The 15,386-nt window shown below is 39.3% G+C and carries 13 protein-coding genes and 1 tRNA gene; 4 read left to right on the top strand and 10 right to left on the bottom strand.

Annotated features, from left to right (window positions below; all coding sequences use genetic code 11):
- Nucleotides 1-3: 3 nt before the first annotated feature.
- The 8 genes from U0R11_RS02240 to U0R11_RS02205 form a co-directional block, all read right to left on the bottom strand.
- Complete coding sequence (locus tag U0R11_RS02240; protein ID WP_406749598.1) at nucleotides 4-1,365, bottom strand: quinol:cytochrome C oxidoreductase; 1,362 nt, start codon at nucleotides 1,363-1,365, stop codon at nucleotides 4-6.
- 32 nt (nucleotides 1,366-1,397) lie between these two features.
- On the bottom strand, nucleotides 1,398-2,009 hold the full coding sequence (locus U0R11_RS02235; protein WP_166229875.1) for a c-type cytochrome: 612 nt from the start codon (nucleotides 2,007-2,009) through the stop codon (nucleotides 1,398-1,400).
- Between the two features lie 38 nt (nucleotides 2,010-2,047).
- Nucleotides 2,048-2,569 carry a DUF3341 domain-containing protein gene (locus tag U0R11_RS02230; protein ID WP_406749597.1) on the bottom strand — a complete coding sequence of 174 codons (522 nt, stop codon included), beginning with the start codon at nucleotides 2,567-2,569 and terminating at the stop codon, nucleotides 2,048-2,050.
- Nucleotides 2,570-2,597: 28 nt separating this feature from the next.
- Nucleotides 2,598-3,995 carry an NrfD/PsrC family molybdoenzyme membrane anchor subunit gene (gene nrfD, locus U0R11_RS02225; protein WP_406749596.1) on the bottom strand — a complete coding sequence of 466 codons (1,398 nt, stop codon included), beginning with the start codon at nucleotides 3,993-3,995 and terminating at the stop codon, nucleotides 2,598-2,600.
- Between the two features lie 32 nt (nucleotides 3,996-4,027).
- Entirely contained in the window at nucleotides 4,028-7,075 is a 3,048-nt protein-coding gene (locus U0R11_RS02220) for a TAT-variant-translocated molybdopterin oxidoreductase (protein WP_406749595.1), read from the bottom strand.
- Nucleotides 7,076-7,126: 51 nt separating this feature from the next.
- On the bottom strand, nucleotides 7,127-8,329 hold the full coding sequence (locus U0R11_RS02215; RefSeq protein WP_406749594.1) for a cytochrome c3 family protein: 1,203 nt from the start codon (nucleotides 8,327-8,329) through the stop codon (nucleotides 7,127-7,129).
- A 210-nt stretch (nucleotides 8,330-8,539) separates the two neighbouring features.
- Nucleotides 8,540-8,613, bottom strand: a tRNA-Cys gene (locus tag U0R11_RS02210).
- 200 nt (nucleotides 8,614-8,813) lie between these two features.
- On the bottom strand, nucleotides 8,814-10,064 hold the full coding sequence (locus U0R11_RS02205; protein WP_406749593.1) for a metallophosphoesterase: 1,251 nt from the start codon (nucleotides 10,062-10,064) through the stop codon (nucleotides 8,814-8,816).
- 142 nt (nucleotides 10,065-10,206) lie between these two features.
- On the opposite strand from U0R11_RS02205, the gene U0R11_RS02200 reads away from it, so the two are divergent.
- The gene (locus U0R11_RS02200) at nucleotides 10,207-10,998 is read left to right on the top strand and encodes a Rossmann-fold NAD(P)-binding domain-containing protein (protein ID WP_406749592.1); all 792 of its coding nucleotides are present in this window, start codon (nucleotides 10,207-10,209) and stop codon (nucleotides 10,996-10,998) included.
- Here the strand turns inward: U0R11_RS02200 and U0R11_RS02195 are convergent.
- Nucleotides 10,995-12,188, bottom strand: coding sequence for a M20 metallopeptidase family protein (locus U0R11_RS02195; protein ID WP_406749591.1), 1,194 nt, complete (start codon nucleotides 12,186-12,188; stop codon nucleotides 10,995-10,997). The genes U0R11_RS02200 and U0R11_RS02195 overlap by 4 nt on opposite strands.
- Before the next feature lie 111 nt (nucleotides 12,189-12,299).
- On the opposite strand from U0R11_RS02195, the gene U0R11_RS02190 reads away from it, so the two are divergent.
- Nucleotides 12,300-12,815, top strand: coding sequence for an HNH endonuclease (locus U0R11_RS02190; RefSeq protein ID WP_166375008.1), 516 nt, complete (start codon nucleotides 12,300-12,302; stop codon nucleotides 12,813-12,815).
- A gap of 2 nt (nucleotides 12,816-12,817) precedes the next feature.
- Nucleotides 12,818-13,603, top strand: a complete 786-nt coding sequence (locus tag U0R11_RS02185) for a DUF2520 domain-containing protein (protein WP_406749590.1) — start codon at nucleotides 12,818-12,820, stop codon at nucleotides 13,601-13,603.
- Here U0R11_RS02185 and U0R11_RS02180 read toward each other — a convergent pair.
- A complete protein-coding gene (locus U0R11_RS02180; protein ID WP_406749589.1) occupies nucleotides 13,596-14,081 on the bottom strand; it encodes a hypothetical protein in 486 nt (161 codons plus the stop codon). The genes U0R11_RS02185 and U0R11_RS02180 overlap by 8 nt on opposite strands.
- A gap of 97 nt (nucleotides 14,082-14,178) precedes the next feature.
- Here U0R11_RS02180 and prfA point away from each other — a divergent pair, with 97 nt between their 5' ends.
- Nucleotides 14,179-15,249 (top strand): peptide chain release factor 1, encoded by a 1,071-nt coding sequence (gene prfA, locus U0R11_RS02175; protein ID WP_406749588.1) that lies wholly within the window; start codon nucleotides 14,179-14,181, stop codon nucleotides 15,247-15,249.
- The last annotated feature ends 137 nt before the right edge of the window (nucleotides 15,250-15,386 follow it).

The following is a 15,386-nucleotide window of genomic DNA, read 5'->3' as shown; positions in this document are numbered from 1 at the left end:
ATATTAAATATCGTGGTGAACTGCTTCTGGTAAGAATGGGTGGTTTTTTGCTATCAGTGAAGCCTTTGTTAACTCATCACTAACGATGTAAATAAACGCAGAAGCAAAAATAGTAACCATTCCAAACTCAACTAAACCGTAACCTGCATGACCTCCTAAAACGCCTGGCATAATCATTTGGTAAAAATCTATGTAATGTCCAACGATGATTAAGAATGCAGCGATTTTCAAGAAAATGCGAGTTCTTTTAGCATCACGTGTCATAAGAACTAGGAAAGGGAAGAAGAAGTTTAAGAAAACCATCAAAATTTCTGAAGTTTTATAAATTTTGTTGTGACCTTCCCAACGCTCTAAGAAATAGATGATTTCTTCAGGCATATTGGCATAATAGATCAACAAGAATTGCTCAAACCAAACGTAAGTCCAGAAGATCGAGAAAGCGAACATCAACTTACCTAAATCGTGTAAATGGTTTTCATTTACATAGGCCATATATCCTTTGTCTTTTAATAATAAGATCGTTAAAGTAATTACAGCTAGACCTGTAACATGCCAAGAAGAGAACATGTACCATCCAAACATAGTTGAAAACCAGTGGGTATCTATTGACATAACCCAATCCCAAGCAAACATAGAACTAGAAGCTCCGAATACAACAATAAAAGCAGTAGATATACGTACCATTTGAGTAAATAAATCAGTACCTCCAATTAAATCCTCCTCTAGTGATTTCTTGCGAAGAACGATCCATAGACCTATCCATAGGGCAAAGAATCCAACTAAACGAACCAAGAAAAATGTTTTGTTCAAATAGCCTGATTTACCAGCAATGATTTTGTCGTAGTTTTCACTGCCTACTTCAGTAACTCCATGGTGCATCCAATGGAAAATAGTATCTCCTTTGAAGAAGAATACTAATAATAGAATAGGGAGCGTGATGTATAAAAACTTAGGGAATGCTTCAGGTACACGCTTCATTACGGATGACCAACCAGACTTAGTTAAGTATTGTAATGAAACAAAGAACATACCAATGATGGCAATACCAGTAAAGAAAACAGCATTTAACCATACGTTAGCCCAAATACGATTTGTCCAATCATAATGTTCTTCTGTAGCAGGTTGATGGGATACCGCTCCGCCTGAAAGATGTTCTGAGGCAGCTTCGTGACCTGCTTTTACAGCTTCATGTCCTGCATTGGCAACTTCGTGGCCACCAGCCTCACCTTTGGATAAAAGATATATTCCAAGCACTAAAGCTACTACTCCGGCAATGAAAGCATAAATAACTCTTTTTTTGCCTTCAGAAGTGAATTCAAAATGCTCTTCAACGTTTGCTGGGGAAAAATGTGAGTGTCCCGCCATTTTATCTGGTATTTTAATTTTTAATAATTGAACTATTGTTTTTGCAATTCATGTACATAAAGTACAATTTTCCAACGATTGGCTGAAGTGATTTGTGAGCCATGAGGCCACATTCTTCCTTTACCATGTGTAATCACGTGGTAGATATGGCCATCGTTCAAGGTTTTTAGTGCGTCACTAGAATATACGGGAACCCCTTTGTACATTTTAGCTACCAAACCATCTCCTTTACCTGTTTCACCGTGACAGTGCTGGCAATATCTTTCATATTGTAATTTTCCTGCTTCGATATTTTCAGGAGTAGCAGCTAATGGATTTTTCAAAGCTGCAGCTGAATAGGTAATGCTATCGTTTGGAATAGTTCTTGAAATCAAATCTTGATGTAAGAATTCTTTTTGTAAGGAATCGCTTCCTGTGTATTTGCTTCTTGCTACCGTACCTGCTACTGGTTGACGCATGTTCATGCCATGAGGATTGATGGTATTGGTATCGCCATCAGTTTGAGTCATTGGCTCATAAGCAACGGAATGGTACATGTTTGGAGCAAATTCTGTTCCTGTATCATTGTGGTCGTCACTACAAGAGGACAATAAGCCTAGGGCTAAACCAGCAAATAAAACGAATTGGTATCTTGGATTCAACATTTTGTTATGCTTCTTCGTGAACAATTGTTCTTGGTTAATTATTTAACATTTACTTCAATCGCACCTGAATCTTTCAAGGCTTTCTTGATATCATCGGCACTTACTTTTTTGTTTTTGTCAACATTGATTGCCATAACAAATTTGTCGTCCGTGATTCTAAGATCTAATAAATCCGGTTGGTTACCTGGATATAGGTTATTGGAAATACAAAAAGTAGTAACCAATCCAAATGCGGTAAACAATACGGTTCCTTCAAAAGAGACAGGAATCCAGTTCGGTAACGCAAAGAAGTCCTTACCTCCAATGATCATAGGCCAATCAAAAACCATAGTGTAGCTTATTAATGCTAAAGTACAGGTTAATCCTAATACACCAAACATGAAGGCTGCAATAGGTAAGCGTGTACGCTCATGCCCTACAGCACGATCCAATCCGTGAATCGGAAAAGGAGTGAATACGTCTTCAATTTTGATGCCTCTCGATTTTACCTCGCTAACTGCGTGTAACACCTCATCCTCATCATCGTATACACCTAAAATGTAGTTAGTTGTCGAACTCATATTGTTTTAATTTCGAATTGCTAATAAATTATTCTTCGGTTTTTTTCGTTGCTTTTTTCTTTTCAGGGAAATTACTTGATACACCTTTCATGACCGCTTTTACCTCAGCCATATTAACGACAGGTAAATATTTAGCGAACAAGAAGAATAGTGTAAAGAATAAACCAAAAGAGAAAATGTAATCACCAATATCATACATGGTTGGAGAGAACATGGCCCAAGAAGATGGCAAGTAATCTCTATGTAAAGATGTTACGATAATCACAAAACGCTCAAACCACATACCTACGTTTACTACGATTGATAAGATGAAACTCACCATTAAATTGGTACGGATTGCTTTTGACCAGAATAATTGTGGAGAGATTACATTACATGTCATCATCATCCAATAGGCCCACCAATATGGACCAGTAGCGCGGTTAATGAAGGCGTAGCTTTCATATTCTACTCCAGAGTACCACGCAATGAAGAATTCAGTTAAATAAGCAATACCTACGACAGAACCTGTTACCGTGATAACAATGTTCATCATTTCGATATGTTCAATCGTAATATAATCTTCTAATTTGAATACCACACGTGTAATTAACAAGAGTGTTTGAACCATGGCAAATCCTGAGAAAATCGCACCTGCCACGAAATATGGAGGGAAGATTGTCGTGTGCCATCCTGGAATTACGGAAGTAGCAAAGTCCATGGATACAATGGTGTGTACAGAAAGTACTAAGGGGGTAGAGATACCTGCCAAAATCAAAGACATGTATTCATAACGAGCCCAAGTCTTCGAAGATCCAGTCCAACCTAAGCTGAACAAACCATACCAAAATTTGCGTCCTTTAGTGGTAGCACGGTCACGGATAGAAGCCAAATCAGGTACTAAACCCATGTACCAGAATAATAAAGAAACAGATAAATACGTCGAGATAGCAAATACGTCCCAAACCAACGGTGAGTTAAAATTAACCCAAAGAGAACCGAATGCATTTGGAAGTGGTAAAGCCCAATGAGCTAACCAAGGGCGACCCATGTGAGCCAAGATGAAAGATGCAGCACAAAGTACGGCAAAAATAGTCATTGCTTCCGCTGAACGGTTAATGGATGTTCTCCATTTTTGACGGAATAATAATAATACGGCGGAAATCAATGTACCGGCGTGACCAATACCAACCCACCATACGAAGTTGGTAATATCCCATGCCCAACCTACTGTTTTATTTAAACCCCAAACACCAATACCTTGCCACCAGGTATAGAATAGACAGTAAGCTCCATAGATAAATACAATAGAAGATATACCGAAGGCCCATTTCCATTCTTTGGTGGGTTCCCCTTCTACCTGCTTGCAAATATCGTGGGTAACATCGGAATAAGATTTGCCACCAGTAACTAGTTTCTCTCTTATGGGTGATACAACGTGCGACATATTTTTATTTACTTTTTAATACGATTGAAAAATTATGCTTCTTTTTTAACGTCCTTGTTACGAACCTTCATTAAGTAAGATATGTTTGGCTTTACGTTAATCTCTTCGATTACTCCGTAAGCTCTTCCTTCTTTCTCAACAGCTAATAATTTAGAAATTTCAGAAGCAGGATCGTTCATGTCACCAAAGGTAATCGCATTGGTAGGACAAGATTGAGCACAAGCAACCTGGATCTCTCCATCGACTGGTCTTCTCTTTTCTTTCTTCGCAGTCAACTTACCTTCTTGGATACGTTGAACGCACATCGAACATTTTTCCATTACCCCACGTGAACGAACCGTTACGTCTGGGTTGATCACCATACGACCTAAGTCATTATTGAAGTGGAAATCATATTCATCTGTTTGGTAGTAACGGAACCAGTTGAAACGACGAACTTTATAAGGACAGTTGTTAGCACAGTAACGAGTACCAATACAACGGTTATAAGTCATTTGATTTAAACCCTCTGTTGAGTGGGTCGTAGCTAATACCGGACAAACAGTCTCACATGGAGCATTGTTACAGTGCTGGCAAAGCATTGGTTGGAATACCACCTCAGGATTATCTGAAGCAACTTCTAATCCTTTCAAATCTTCTACCTCAGCATCAGATGAATAATACCGGTCAATACGCATCCAGTGCATTTCACGTCGGTTAATAACCTCTTGGCGACCCACTACCGGCACGTTGTTCTCAGCCGAACATGAAATTACGCAAGCTGAACAACCCGTACATGTATTTAAGTCAATCACCATACCCCATGCGTGGTTGTTGTATTGGTGACCATTCCAAAGTGTTAAATCTGTGGCATTTTTCTTGCCTTCTGATGTGGCAACAGTTGGGTTGAAACGTCCCGATTGAGGATTCTTAACAAATTCTCCTAAAACTGTTTCTTGAACAACTGCCTGACGCGCCATCACCGTGTGGTGAGTTTGCGTTTGAGCAATGTCTTTACTTTCTCCTGTTGTGCTGATCGTAACTCCTGTAGTACAAGTACCTACGCAAGCACCATTGATTTCTGATATAAATGGATAGGCATTAACACCTACTCCATCTGCTGATTTTCCAGCTTTTGTTCTACCATATCCAATCGCAATAGCTACTGTATCTTGAGCCTGACCTGGTTGAACTAATACAGGTAATGTTACTTCATAACCTTTTCCTGCTACTTTAACTACATCACCTTGTTTCAAGTTTAATTTAGTTGCCGTTGGCTGTGAAATGGATGCATAATTATCCCAGCATGCTTTAGATATTGGTTCAGGGAATTCTTGTAACCAAGGGTTGTTTGCTTGTGAACCTGTACCTAAACCTACTTTTTCATATACTGAAATTTCTAATCCAGTTGAATTAGCTGAATAAGCTTTTGATATAGCCGCTGCTGCTGCATTAGCATCTACGGTAGGTACAGCAGTAGATACAGTTACTGCATTCGGTTGAAATACGCCATCGTGTAAGGCGTTTTTCCATTGTACAGCACCTGATTTCAAGATATTGGATTCCCAATTACGCTCTAAATAGGCAGCATAATCCCCGTTCAAACCAGCCCAAGTTAATAAACTTGATTGTGCTTGACGCGTTTTGAATATAGTTGAGATGGTTGGTTGAGTTAATGAGTAGAATCCTGTTTTAGGCTCTGCGTCATTCCATGATTCTAAATAATGAGAATCAGGAGCAATGAACTGGCACAAGGAAGCTGTTTCATCGGCACGATCGTTGGTCGCTAAACTCACTTCAACCTTAGGTAAAGCAGCTGCTAAAGCTGCACCCATTGGGTGATTATATACTGGATTGGCATTATAGAAAATAACAGCTGCAATTTTTCCTGCACCAGCTTCTTTAATGAAATTAGCCATCGCCATATCATTACCTTGGCGGTAATGAACAGCTATTCCTGTGTTGATGGTTGAACCATAAGCGCCAACTAAGGCATTGATGGCAACCACTACTTTTTGTACTTCTGGGTCATTAGAACCCGCTACTACAATAGATGCTCCTTTGGAAGCTACTAAATCTTTAGCAGCTTTATCTAAGTGATCTAATTTAACGGATGCTCCTGCTAAGGCAGCTGCGCCAGTTAATTTTGCTACTGCGTTGTATAAACTAATAACCACTAAACCTTCTTGTGAAGGCTTGTAAGCAGCACGGTAGTCGGCATTTGCACCTGTATTGGATAAGATCGTCTCAAACTGATAATGGCGAGACATTTCTTTTTTACCATCTTTTGCAGAACCTACACGTCGAGTTTCAGCCCATTGTGCCGCAAACTCGGTAGGAGCCACCCATGTACCTAAGAAATCAGCACCAACAGAAACAATGGTTTTTGCTTTGCTGAAATCGATACTAGGTAAGATGCCACCGTGTGCTTGTGTTAAACCATAAGCGGGGTTTGCATCGTACACGACATGTTGTGTAGTTGGGTATTTTGCTGTGAATTCAGTAATTACTTTTTTCGTGCTTGGAGAAAGAATCGTATTGGATACAATTCTGATTTGTCCTCCTTTAGCTGCTACTGACGCTAATTTAGCTGTGAATTCTTTATCTAATTGAGCCCAATCAGCAGCTTTTGCACCAATTTGTGGACCTTTTAATTTCTCGTTGTCATAAAGACTTAATACGGAAGCATGTGCTCTACCAGAAAGAACTCCTTTAGAAACAGCAGAAAGTTTATTTCCTTCAATTTTGATTGGACGACCTTCTCTTGTTTTAACTAAGATAGAAGCGTATTCACCACCATCTGTATACGTTGAAGCATACCAGTTCGCAATGGTAGGTTCTACATCAACTGGTTTGTTCAAGTAAGGAATGGTTTTCTTTACTGGAGCCTCGCATGCAGCTAATGAAACGGCTGCAACACCGAATCCCAACATTTTGAGAAAATCACGACGATGTGTTCCCGAACCATCCACGAGGGCTTCCCCTTTAGAATCGTTCTCCGATGGCATATTGCCAAATTCGTTGTGGATATTTTTTACAAACGATGGTTCATTGGTTAACTCCTCAATCCCTTTCCAATACCTCTTGTTCGAATTTTCCATATAATCTTTCTTATTCAGACTAAAATTGAATCTTTTATGACGCGTATACTATTAATAGTGGCACTTAGAACATTCTAAACCGCCAATGTTTTGTACTTTAAGGGGTGTTTTGCTGTCCTTGTTGTGAACTTCAACCAACTTATCGTAATAGGCATTTCCTTTAGCATTAACGTCCGTATTTCGGTGGCAATCAATACACCATCCCATGGTTAATGTAGAACGTTGCTCTACTACTTCCATTTTTTCAATATCTCCATGGCAGTTCTTACACTCCAAATTACCCACATTGGTATGTTGTGAGTGATTGAAATAAGCTAAGTCAGGAAGGTTATGTACACGAACCCACTGAATTGGCTCGTCATTTTCAAGTGCTTGATAAATTTTTTGAATTTCTGGTGATTCTCTTTTGATGGTATTGTGGCAATTCATACAAATGTTGGCGGAAGGGACGTTAGCACCTTTGCCTTCATAAACACCTGTATGGCAGTAATTACAATTGATTTGATACTGACCTGCGTGTAATTTGTGAGAGAATTTAATTGGTTGCTCTGGAGCATATCCTTGATGGATACCTACACCGTAGGCCGCATCAATGGTTGCTTTACCACCTAATAATAAAGCGAAAATGATGATACCTGTTTTAACAGCTGAATTAGCCGCTAATTTCTTCGCGTTTTCAGCAATTCTTTTCATCAAAGGAGCTTCTGAATCAACCTCTCCACCGCTTAATTTGCTTAAAGTGCTAACTATAGACAGTAAAGCAATCAATACAAAAACCATGATTACCAATAATCCAACCAATAATACTTCCATCATTCCGCCTGAACTAGCAGCAGCTGGCGCAGCAGCACCTGCTGGAGCAGCACCAGCGGCCGGAGCGGCTGGAGCGGCGTTAGACGCATCTATATAAGCGACAATGCTCTTGATTTGACTTTCAGAGATGTTAGGATATGGTGTCATAGCCACCTTATTGAACTTGTTGTACAATTCATTGGCATATTTGTCTCCAGAAGCAATAACTGCCTGTGGGTTATGAACCCATTTCACGATCCATTCGATCGGTCTGCGTTCTCCAATACCTTTTAAACCTGGTCCTACAAGTACTTCATCCGAGCTACTATGGCAAGCAGCACAGTTGTTTTTAAACAATGTTTCCCCCTCTGCAGCGTCTTGCGCTAAAGTCGCATATGCTGATGCAAACAAAAACAGAAAAGAGAAAAGGAACTTAACGAGCGTAAAATTTTTGCGATTCATGTTTGAAAATCTCCTATTTATTCAGTCCGCAAAACTACAATTCGAATTTTTAGGAAACAATTTATTTGCCATTCAATTTCAGGAATTTTTAAGCTTTACCCTTCTATTTAGAATTTTTCAAAATAAGCCAATCTTGAAATTTAAATATTTTGATAATAAATTGTATATAATCGATTTTGCATAAAAAAACCTCCCAATCTGGGAGGTTTTTGGAGGTTTCGAGCGGATTCGAACCGCTGTAGAAGGTTTTGCAGACCTCTGCCTAGCCACTCGGCCACGAAACCATCGTTTTGGGGACACAAAATTAGGTCATTTTTGTTAAAATGCCAAGTGTTTTTTATTTGTTAAGGGTATAGAATCGGATAAAAAATTGTTTTTAAGCCAAAACCAGTCCTTTAACCTTAGGTTTTAAGGTAATGAACGCCTATCTCGCCAAGCATTTATCTTACATAGATTCCTCCCTTTGTTGGGATGAATTAGTCGATTACCCTCTTGTTAAAGTAAACACCGAAATCTCAGGTGGCATCCCCACGCGCCCCGGATAACCTATATACCCAAAGCCCCGGTTAACATATAATTGTTGTTTTCCTTCTTGGTACAAACCTGCCCATTGCTTATACACATATTGAGCAGGAGACCATTTGAAATTACCTACTTTGACACCAAACTGCGTACCATGGGTGTGTCCAGCAAATGCCACATCTATATCAGGGTATTTTGTTGTAACCTCGGCATTCCAATGTGTGGGGTCGTGAGAAAGTAATAGTTTGGTGCTTGCCTCCTCTGTACCTTGATGTGCTTTAGCCAAATTTCCATACCAAGGGAAACGACCCACGCCGATGTTCTGAACCCCAATCAAAGCCAATTTCTCACCTGACTCTTCGATGATTTTATTTTCATCCATCATCAAATTCCAGCCCATTAATTCATGTGCTTTCATCAAATCTTGAAGGTTTTGTTTCTTCGCCTGTGGCGTCTTCCACTTGACATAATCTCCATAATCATGGTTTCCTAACGTGCTGTAAACTCCCATAGGAGCATGTAATTTGGAAAACATTTGGAAATAATCTTCCACTTCGGTAGCCTCATTGTTCACCAAATCTCCCGTAAAAAAGAGTAAGTCGGCCTTTTCTTTCATTACCATATCCACTCCACCTTGCACTGCTCTTTTATTGTAAAAACTACCCGAATGGATGTCAGAAAGCTGTGCAATCCGTAGACCATCAAATGCCTTAGGTAAGTTGGGTATTTTTAAGCTAATCTTTTCCACACGGTAATCATGTGCTCCTGAAAGTATTCCAAACGTAAAAGTAGCCGCGGGTACAGCGCCTACCACCAAAGCTGTTTTGGATAAAAACTCACTTCGACTAATCTGGCCAGGTGCAGGTTCACCCGGAATGATATCCAGATTTTTGTTGGCAAAAGCCCAACGAATGATGCGAGTAATGTCTTCAATGAACAAAAATATAACGACAAATAGTTTGGAAACAATTGTAATCATCACGCTCGCCATAAAGAAAGTACGAATCGTTTTGTTCCAATATTCCAATGGAAGAAAATTATATCCGATGATTCCTAAAATGATGCTTGCAGAAATACTCCAATACACCCATCGAATGATTTGCTGAGTAGATTGATTCTGTTGTTGAAAGCCCGTTTTGAACGCCTGCCATACATAATAATCAATGACAAGTATGACCAAACTCATGATGGGGATAAATACTAATTTATTCATGGCTTAATTTAGAGTGGCAAATACAATCAAAGCTTGAGAAAATCAAAAATAATTTGGATAAGCGGTGTTTATCCCATGATAATCCTCGTTAATTTGCTGAATTAACGGCTAACAAGTGGATTTTGTTCCCACATAAACGTATATGTTTGATATTTCTATTCTTGGAGGTGGTTGGGTTGGTATCCCTTTGGCAGAAAAACTAGCTAAACAGGGTTATTCCGTACAAATAAGCCAGTCTTCTCAAACTGGAAAAATTCAAAATCCCCACATTAAATTAATTCAATGGCGGGCAGAAGTGAATTTAGCCCATGAAGCCTGGGAATCAATCTTGAATGCAAAGACAATTATCTGGACCATTCCCCCTCGTCGAAAAGTAAATGGAGATCATTTTTACCTAGATGTGTTAAGGGATTTTGTTTGTTTGTTGAATCAAAAAAGCTATCAACAAGTAATTTTCCTTTCTTCTACTTCGGTATATCAAGCAGAAAATAATCTGGTAACGGAAGAATCTGTATTGGAATATAATTTAGTGACACAGACGGAGGAAATCTTACATAGGATTCAAAGTCCATTACTCATGCTAAGGTTGGGTGGATTAATGGGAGGGGAACGTTATGTGGCCAAATATTATGCAGGTAAGCATGTTCCTGCAGCCAACCATCCAGTAAATTATGTACATCGAACGGACGTGCTTGAAATTATCAGCCAAAGCATAAAAAGTCAACTCAAAGGCATTTATAATGTAGTAGCTCCTCAGCATCCCATCAAATCTGATGTAGTCAAATCAGAATGCGATCGACGAGGATTGGCCCTACCTTTGGAATACCTCAATGATAAAGACGCAATTAAAGTGGTCAGCTCGGATAAACTAATTCAGGCATTGAATTATTCGTTTCAATACCCAGATCCTTTATCATTTCCTATTGAAAATTAAGCTAAGCTTAACTCCTGAATGGCCAACCAAGCCATTAAACCAGGCCCTACATGAAGTGCCTTTTCGTCAATATTGAAATTGGGCGTATGAACACCATTGACTATTCCTTTGTCATCGTTTCTTGTTCCTAATCGATAAAAGCAAGCATCTACGTGATGGGTGTAAAAGGCGAAATCTTCTGCCGCCATCCAAATATCTAAGTCAATTACGTTATCTTCTCCCATATAGACAATGGCGGCTTCTTTCATGCGAAGAGTTAATTCGGGGTTGTTTTTTAGAAATGGATAGCCTTTTAGAACAAAAAAATCACAGGAACCACCCATGGATTCGGCGATTCCTTCCGCAAGCTTTTTCATTTTTGCCAGACCATCCGCCCTCCATTCTTCATCCATTGCTCGGAAAGTTCCTTCAATTTTCACTTCATTGGGAATGACATTGGTTGCTCCTTCAGCAATGAACTTCCCAAAGCTCAGTACGGAAGGTAATCTTGGATTTTTATTTCTTGAGATGATTTGTTGCATCGCAATGATGATATGAGAAGCGATCAAAATAGGGTCAATGCATTGATCTGGCATAGCACCATGTCCTCCTTTACCTTTTACGGTTAAATACAATTCATCCGCACTAGCCATGTACATACCTTCTCTAAATCCAACTTTTCCAACTGGGATATTGGTGGCTACGTGTTGACCCAAAATACCTGTCGGACTCGGATTTTGTAAAGCACCTTCTTGAATCATGATGCTGGCTCCACCAGGCGCTTTTTCTTCGGCAGGTTGGAAGAGTAATTTAATGGTTCCTTCAAACTCCTCTTTGACAGATTGCAGGATGCGAGCCGTTCCAAGTAAAGAAGAAGTATGCACGTCATGTCCACAAGCATGCATCACACCTGGGTTCTGAGATTTATACGGAACATCATTGGTTTCTTGGATGGGCAATGCATCCATGTCGGCCCGTAAAGCAACCACTTTTTTATGAGGGTTTTTCCCTTCAATCATGGCGATTACTCCAGTATTGGCTACACGCTGTGTCGGAATTCCTAGTTCATGCAATTGTTTTTCCACATACACCTGAGTCTCGAATTCGTGAAAGGAGAGTTCGGGGTGGGAATGCAAATGACGGCGTGCGGCGATATTCGCATGAGCCTGTTGCTCAGCTAGTTCCTGTATCTTTTTAAGAAGGCTCGACATAATAAGATTTAATTTTTTACAAATCTACAAAATATTGCTTCAAAGAGTTTTTTTCTTAACTTTAAAGACAAGGGATGTGTAGGAGCTTATTCACCTTTAATCTTTTGTCCTATGAGTCGGAAAGTTTTAGTTTTAAACCAAGATTATAGTGCATTAACCATTTGTTCCATGCCCAAGGCCTTTCTCTTGGTCTACCTCAATAAGGCGGAATTGGTGGCCGAATCGACTACCGAAAAACTTCATTCTATTTCACAAACCTTCCCTTTTCCCTCAGTGATTCGCTTGAATCGTTATGTTTATTTTCCTTACAAGGGAGTGATGTTAAGTAGGCAAAATATTTTTAAACGGGACGACAATATGTGTCAATATTGTGGTTCAAAAGATCATTTAACTCTTGACCATGTGATGCCTAAATCCCGGCAAGGGAGGACTTCGTGGGATAATTTAACAACAGCTTGCAAATATTGTAATTCAAAAAAAGGAGATCATACGCCAGAAGAGGCAGGGATGACATTGAGGAGGCGACCATTTAAACCATCCTTTGTTATGTTTTTGCGTAATTTTTCTGGAATTTTGGATCAACAATGGATTCCATTTGTCGGATCTAAAATGGAGCAAATCGTTTAAACATGAATATTTCTTTTATTGGTTCTGGTCATGTGGCCTGGCATTTGACGCAGGCACTGGAAAATGCGGGACATAGTGTTCAAGAAGTTTTTAGTCGAGACCCAGCTAAAGCCAAAGATTTAGTCAGTTATTTATACAATGCCAAAGTGCAGGAGCATTTAGATTTCTCCGAATCTAAATCCACTGTCTTCTTTTTCTGTGTCCCAGATAATGCTTATTCGACTGTTTTGAAGGAATTAATACTTCCTAAATACGCCACCTTATTATTGGTATCAGGAACAGTCTTACTGGCTGAAGCCTCTATTTGGTATGATCCAGCCAGAGAAAGTACGAATCAAATTGCCATTTTTTTTCCGGTACAACATTTGCAAAGTGGAAGAAAAATCAATTTGGGTCACATGCCCATTTGCCTAGAAGTGATGGTGGAAGAAACCGAACAGGTATTGGTTCAGCTGGCTCGTGATATTACAGATGCCATGTATTTGGTGAATGGGGAAGAGCGTAAAAAAATTTACCTATCCATGCTTTTGGCAGGTATATTTACACAACAGCTTTGGGCAGAAGCGAGTCGTTTGTTACACTCTATTGAACTAGATACATCCCTGCTCCAGGGTTTGATTCAAAACTATGTACAGTCGTATTTCAAGAATTTACCAGTATCCAATCAAATTGAAGCCAATGCTTTACAAGATGGGCGTTTGATGTTTGAACAACAAGGTTTTTTGTCGACTGTGGAGCTGCAAGAAGTTTATCGAAATATGGTCCAACAAATTGTAAAGACTACTTAATTAAAGGTTTATCAATGTTCATGACAATTTGAGATTTACTAAATCCCAATAGAATCACTTCTTGTTTTTTATTGATAAATATATAGAATAAGCTATCCCCAGTCGTGTTTTTCTGGATACTCGGAGGGATTTCTTGTTTTAAGGATAAGCTATAATCCAAGGCATCCAAGACCTCTTGAATCTTCTTATCCTTATTTTGTTGTTTTAGAGATAAGGCCTTTCCTGATTGAATCCGAATCTGAAATTGTTTAGAAATACTATCCAAACTCAATGTATTCGATGGGTTATCTATCACGGCTTGGATTTCTTGCCCCCAGGTATCAGCTTTATTGGTAATGTCCTGCGGAAGAATCCGTTTCACTTGTCGGCTTTTCATTTCCTTGACCGCTGCTGTCGTATCAATGCGTTTGGAGAAATCACATGATTGAAACAAAAGTATGATAGAAACTAAGCAAGATAAAAAGAGCGATTTTTTCATGAGATTGATTTGATGTACAAAGGTATTCCATCCAAGCAGAAAGGGCAATGAATTTAATTGTTATCTTTGCGGGGAATTTTAAAAATATTATACGAGTATGTTGGAGCAGCTGGAGGCTATTAGGGAAAGATTTTTAGAGGTAGAGCAACAAATTGCCATGCCTGAAATCGTTTCTGATTTAAAGAAATTCAAAACTTTAAGTAAAGAATACAAGGATTTACAGAAGATTGTAGATCAATATATGGCCTATCAAAATTTATTAAAATCCATTGAAGAAGCAAAAGACGTTATAGCTACGGAAAAGGATGAGGATTTTAGAGATATGGCTAAAGCGGAATTGGAGACTTTAGTTCCACAAGAAAAGGAAAAGCAAGAGGAGTTGAAGGAAATGTTAATTCCTAAAGACCCGAATGATTCTAAAGACTGTATTCTGGAAATACGTGGTGGAACTGGTGGGGATGAGGCGTCAATTTTTGCAGGGGATTTGTTCCGCATGTATCAGCGGTATGCGGAGAAGATGGGTTGGGCTTTTCAAATTATGGATTTTACGGAAGGTACAGCAGGAGGGTTTAAAGAGATTATTGTTTCCGTTCAAGGAGAGGATGTCTATGCCAAATTAAAGTTTGAATCAGGAGTTCATCGCGTTCAGCGGGTTCCTGCTACGGAATCTGCAGGAAGAATTCACACTTCAGCTGCCACAGTAGCGGTGATGCCAGAAGCTGATGAAGTGGATGTTCAGATTAATATGAATGATATTCGTAAAGACACATTCTGTTCTTCTGGTGCAGGTGGCCAGTCGGTAAATACGACCTATTCAGCCGTACGTGTAACGCACATACCTTCAGGTTTGGTGGTGCAATGCCAAGATGAAAGATCTCAAATTAAAAACTTCGATAAGGCCATGACGGTGTTACGTTCTAGGTTATATGAGATTGAGTTAGATAAAAGAAATGCCGAGATTGCTGGAAATAGAAAATCAATGGTAGGTTCAGGTGATCGATCAGATAAAATCAGAACCTATAATTATCCTCAGGGTCGTGTAACGGATCACCGTATCGGTTTAACGGTGTATAATTTACCCGTGGTGATGGATGGTGAAATAGCTGAATTTATTGAGCAATTACGAATTGCTGAAAATGCGGAACGATTGAAAGAAGGTTCGATGTAAAAGCAGTAAATGATATCCATTTAAAGCGGCCTTAGGTGAAAACCTAGGGCTGTTTTTATTATCAAGTAACTGGTTAAAAAAGAGAAACCAAATTGCCTAAAAAATTGTTAAACCGCCAACGCTGTCAAGGTTCTAAA

Origin of the sequence: Aquirufa salirivi, assembly GCF_045310485.1 — a bacterium.
Lineage (GTDB): Bacteria > Bacteroidota > Bacteroidia > Cytophagales > Spirosomataceae > Aquirufa > Aquirufa salirivi.
This window is presented reverse-complemented; position numbering and strand designations above follow the sequence as displayed.

Bases quoted from the DNA above. Each gene is read 5' to 3' on its own strand.
- U0R11_RS02240 (WP_406749598.1), bottom strand. From the start codon at position 1,365: ATGGCGGGACACTCACATTTTTCCCCAGCAAACGTTGAAGAGCATTTT.
- U0R11_RS02235 (WP_166229875.1), bottom strand. From the start codon at position 2,009: ATGTTGAATCCAAGATACCAATTCGTTTTATTTGCTGGTTTAGCCCTA.
- U0R11_RS02230 (WP_406749597.1), bottom strand. From the start codon at position 2,569: ATGAGTTCGACAACTAACTACATTTTAGGTGTATACGATGATGAGGAT.
- nrfD (WP_406749596.1), bottom strand. From the start codon at position 3,995: ATGTCGCACGTTGTATCACCCATAAGAGAGAAACTAGTTACTGGTGGC.
- U0R11_RS02220 (WP_406749595.1), bottom strand. From the start codon at position 7,075: ATGGAAAATTCGAACAAGAGGTATTGGAAAGGGATTGAGGAGTTAACC.
- U0R11_RS02215 (WP_406749594.1), bottom strand. From the start codon at position 8,329: ATGAATCGCAAAAATTTTACGCTCGTTAAGTTCCTTTTCTCTTTTCTG.
- U0R11_RS02205 (WP_406749593.1), bottom strand. From the start codon at position 10,064: ATGAATAAATTAGTATTTATCCCCATCATGAGTTTGGTCATACTTGTC.
- U0R11_RS02200 (WP_406749592.1), top strand. From the start codon at position 10,207: ATGTTTGATATTTCTATTCTTGGAGGTGGTTGGGTTGGTATCCCTTTG.
- U0R11_RS02195 (WP_406749591.1), bottom strand. From the start codon at position 12,188: ATGTCGAGCCTTCTTAAAAAGATACAGGAACTAGCTGAGCAACAGGCT.
- U0R11_RS02190 (WP_166375008.1), top strand. From the start codon at position 12,300: ATGAGTCGGAAAGTTTTAGTTTTAAACCAAGATTATAGTGCATTAACC.
- U0R11_RS02185 (WP_406749590.1), top strand. From the start codon at position 12,818: ATGAATATTTCTTTTATTGGTTCTGGTCATGTGGCCTGGCATTTGACG.
- U0R11_RS02180 (WP_406749589.1), bottom strand. From the start codon at position 14,081: ATGAAAAAATCGCTCTTTTTATCTTGCTTAGTTTCTATCATACTTTTG.
- prfA (WP_406749588.1), top strand. From the start codon at position 14,179: ATGTTGGAGCAGCTGGAGGCTATTAGGGAAAGATTTTTAGAGGTAGAG.